At 73.2% G+C, this 4,501-nt stretch carries 2 protein-coding genes and 1 pseudogene; all 3 read right to left on the reverse strand.

Annotated elements, in window-relative coordinates:
• Positions 1–308 (reverse strand): annotated as a pseudogene (locus tag L0P92_RS42415) (hypothetical protein); the annotation flags it as partial.
• Positions 309–524: 216 nt separating this feature from the next.
• Positions 525–1,703 (reverse strand): VWA domain-containing protein, encoded by a 1,179-nt coding sequence (locus L0P92_RS42420; protein ID WP_234768479.1) that lies wholly within the window; start codon positions 1,701–1,703, stop codon positions 525–527.
• Positions 1,704–1,851: 148 nt separating this feature from the next.
• Positions 1,852–4,434 carry a DUF5682 family protein gene (locus L0P92_RS42425; RefSeq protein ID WP_234768480.1) on the reverse strand — a complete coding sequence of 861 codons (2,583 nt, stop codon included), beginning with the start codon at positions 4,432–4,434 and terminating at the stop codon, positions 1,852–1,854.
• Positions 4,435–4,501 lie beyond the last annotated feature (67 nt).

The following is a 4,501-nucleotide window of genomic DNA, read 5'->3' on the forward strand; positions in this document are numbered from 1 at the left end:
GGTGCAGGGGCTGCGGGGAGTGAGGGTGCCTCGGCCAGTTCCTCGGCCACCGAACCGGCCAGGTGACCGGCCTCTGTTACGGGGGCGGGTACCGATAGGCCCTCACCGCGCCGGGGAGCCTCCGGCTTGGAACCCGTCGTGGACGCAGTGCCCACGTGGACCCCAGCCACCGAAACCCCGTCCGCCGCAGACGCCTGCCCTCCGCACAGCAACCCGATCACGAACAGACCGCCCACCAGCAGCACCAACTCCAGCGCACGCCGCCCGGCCGCGATGCGCAGGACGCGCAGCGCGGCAGCAGGTGACATGGCTGGCCAGGTCAAGACGGGGCAGTCCTCCCGTGCGGCGGAACGAAGTGCGCAAGTACACGTGCCGAGCGACGAGTCAGCTGGACGCGGTACGGACGAGCGGCGCGCCGGCGCGCCGCTGATGAGGCGTCGATCCTCGCACGCCCCTCCCGAGGTCGCGCAAGCCCCCCGCTACCGATGCACACTCATGTCCGTTTTGCTGGCCGAAGTCGGTAGTCACCGGGTCGACAAATCACCCGCGTCCGGAACCGGAATCGGCCGCTTCTCGATGGCCGCCGCCATCACCTCCGGGAACAGGTCGGGCGTACAGGCGAAGGCCGGTGCGCCCAGCGCGGCGAGCGCGGCCGCGTGGTCCCGGTCGTACGCGGGCGCCCCCTCGTCCGACAGCGCCAGCAACGCCACGAACTGCACCCCGGACGCCTTCATCGCGGCGACCCGCTTGAGCATCTCGTTGCGTATGCCTCCCTCGTAGAGGTCGCTGATCAGCACCACGACCGTGTCCGCGGGACGGGTGATCTGCGACTGGCAGTACGCGAGCGCCCGGTTGATGTCGGTGCCCCCACCGAGCTGGGTGCCGAAGAGCACGTCGACCGGGTCGTCGAGCTGGTCGGTGAGGTCGACGACGGCGGTGTCGAAGACGACGAGCCGCGTATTGATGGACCGCATGGACGCCAGCACGGCCCCGAACACCGACGCGTACACCACCGACGCCGCCATCGACCCCGACTGGTCGATGCAGAGGACGACCTCCTTCTTCACGGACTGCGACGCCCGCCCGTACCCGATCAGCCGCTCCGGCACGATCGTCCGGTACTCCGGGAGGTAGTGCTTGAGGTTGGCCGCGATCGTGCGGTTCCAGTCGATGTCGTGGTGGCGTGGCCGGTTGACCCGGGCACTGCGGTCGAGCGCGCCGGTGAGAGTGGCCCGGGTACGGGTGGCGAGCCGCTTCTCCAGGTCCTCGACGACCTTGCGCACAACGGCCCGAGCCGTCTCCTTCGTGGTCTCCGGCATCGCCCGGTTGAGCGAGAGCAGCGTGCCCACGAGGTGCACGTCCGCCTCCACCGCCTCCAGCATCTCCGGCTCCAGCAGCAACGTGGACAGCCCGAGCCGGTCGATGGCGTCCCGCTGCATGACCTGGACGACGGACGAGGGGAAGTACGTCCGGATGTCCCCGAGCCACCGCGCCACGGACGGCGCCGACGCCCCGAGCCCCGCCGAACGGTCCTTCCCGGACCGCCCCTTGTCCCCCTTGCCGTAGAGAGCGGTGAGCGCCCCGTCCATCGCCGCGTCCCGCCCGGAGAGCGCACACCCGGTGCCGTCGGCGCTGTCCCCGCCCAGCACCATCCGCCACCGCCGCAGCCGCTCCTGGGCCGGCTCCGTCGCCTCGACCGTCATCGGCACACTCCTTCACGAGGCCGCTCCCACAGGGGCATCACCGGCACGGTCGTCGTCATCGGCCGCCCCTGCACCACGAACCCGCCCGGCCGCCGCACGGCGCCCACCACTCCGGCCCGCTCCCTCGACTCCCTCACTCCACCAACCGTCATCCCGCCACCTCCACAAGACCGTTGTCCGCGAGACCGCCCCCGGCGCCCTCCCGGCCCATGTCCACCTGGTCCAGGCCCAACAGCAGCCGCACCACCGGCACGACCGCATCCGCCCGCCCGACATCGAGACCGGCCGCGAAACCGGGTATCCCGGAACCACCGCCGACCGCCGCACGCCCCCGTTCCCCCGGCCCACGCCGAACCAACTCCCCCAAGGTCCGCCGCACCCCCGGCTCATACGCCGAGAAGGTCCGCCGCAGCAGCGGCAGCACATCCGTGAACGCCTCCGCCGACACCCCCGTCAGCCACGCGTCGACCAGCCCGAGCAGCCGCTCGTCGTGCACGAGCAGCATCCCGCCGCCCGAACCACCGCCGACGAACCCCTCGATCCACGCGGCCGCGTCCCCGGGCGGCGTCCCCGGCGACAGAGCCAGCCCCATCAACCGAGCCACTTCCTCCTGCCCCAACTGCCCGTCATCCAGCAGCAGCCGCACACCCCGCCCCCTGATGACACCTGGCACGGTGTCCCGCACGGACAACACCCGAAGCACCGCGTGCCACCGCACCCGAAGACCACCGTGCCCGAGCGCGGCCGGCTTGCTCGGAGTGACATCAGGGCTCGGTACGCCCTGCCCCGGAACGGAACCTTCAGCGCCCGGCGCCGACGCGGGCACCCCGCCCCGCACCTCCGGCCCCGCCCCCGAGGCCACCGCATCGCCCAGCAACCCCACCGCTCCATGCACCGCGTCGACATGACGCCGCATCTCCTCGGCGGCGTCCGCGTCCAGCGCGGCGCACGCCGGGGGCAGGCCGACGAAGACGCGCTCGGCGAGCCCCGCGGCGACATCGGTCATCGCCGCGGTGTCCGTGCCGCGCACATCGCCGTATCTCAGGGAACGGACCAGCGCGGGCAGGGCCTGGGCCAGATGGCCGACATCGGCGTCGAGGGCGGCCCGGTCGGCCAGGACCCGCATCACCGTGGGCAGCGCGTCCGGCAGTTCGGCCAGCAGACAGCGCTCCGCTAGCGCGGTGACGTCGGCCAGCGCCTGCGCGGCGACGGCGTCCCCCTCCGCCTTGGCGGTCGCCGCGGCGAACACGGTGGTCCCCCACACCCCGGCCTCGGCGACCCGCACCGACAACTCGGGCTCCCACCGCAGCCGCCAGGTCTCCCGGAACGTCCCCGTACTGCCCCGCGAGGCCACCTGCTCACCCCACCCCACGCCGAGCAGCCGCAGCCGGTGCAGCAGCCTGCTGCGCTCGGCGTCGTTCTCCTTGCGCAGGTCGAGCTCCAACTCCCGCTCCAGCGCCTCCGGTTTCAGCCGCAACCGACGCTGGATCCGGTCGAGGTCCCGCTGCAACGGCACGGCCGGCGCCGACGCCGGCACCTCCCCCAGCACGTCCCCCACGACCAGCCGGTCCCGTACCAGCGCCAACGGCACGTCCGAGCCGTCACACATCACCGCCCGCACCGCGTCGGTGGTCTCACTGAGCCCCGGCAACGGGCGCCCGCGCATCGCCGCGAGTGTCTCCGCGAGCCGCACCGCCTCGATGACATGCGCCGAGGACACGATCCGGTCCTCGTCCCGCAGCAGTCCGGCCACCTTGGTCATCCACCGCTCGACCGGCCGGTCCGGCGCCCCGAAGAGATGCCCGTACCACCCCGGTGACTCGATCCCCGCCCCGTACCCGCTGGCCCGGGCCAGCCGGCGGTTGGTCCACGGCACCCAGGTCATGTCGGCCTTGACCTTGGCCAGGCCCTTCAGCAGTGCCTTGTCGGCGGCGACGGTGGTCTTCCACCGCAGCGCGGGTACATGCCACGCCCCGCACACGACGGCCACCTCGTCACCGAACTCCCGCTGGGCGGCCCGCACTTGGAGCCGCATGTACGCCTCCCGCACGAGATCCCGCTCATGCCCCCCACTGCCGTACGCCTCCCGCAACGCCCCCATGGCCTCTTCGAGCCCGAGGAAAGGAGCGAACGCGTCCCCGTCCCCGGTCCCCCGATGCTCGACGACGTCCTCCCACCACCGCTCGGGATCGTCGTATCCGGCGACCTCCGCGAGAACGGCGAGGGGATCGACCCGGACGTCGGCGGCCGCGCCGGCGCCGGGTGCCCGGCCGGCGTCGGGGCCGTTGCCGTCGACCGGACCCTCCTCGCCGTCCACGCCGTCCACGCCTTCCTTGCCGGCCGGCACCCGCTCCGCGTCCTCCCCCCACGCCAGCGTGTGCGTGGCCGGCAGGTCGATGAAGCGGGCCGGGACCTGGTGCTCCAGGGCCCAGCGGATCGCGACCCACTCCGGGGAGAACTCGGCCAACGGCCAGAAGGCCGAGCGGCCGGGCTCGTCCACGGCGTGGGCGAGGAGGGCGACCGGCGGCCGCATGGCCTCGTCGGCGGCGAGCGCGATCAGGGCATCGGCCTCCGGTGGCCCCTCGATCAGCACGGTGCGCGGCCGAGCCGCGTCCAACGCCGCCCGAACGGCCCGCGCCGACCCCGGCCCGTGATGCCGCACACCGAGCAACAGCGGTCCACGGACCCGGCCTTCGCTCCCGCCCTCGTCCACGCCGGCCACGTCAGCCATACCGGTCACGCCAGTCACACCGTCCCCCCTCGATCCCCGATCACCCTGCGCTGCCACCGCTCCCGCC

Source organism: Streptomyces muensis (assembly GCF_021474425.1).
GTDB lineage: Bacteria > Actinomycetota > Actinomycetes > Streptomycetales > Streptomycetaceae > Streptomyces > Streptomyces muensis.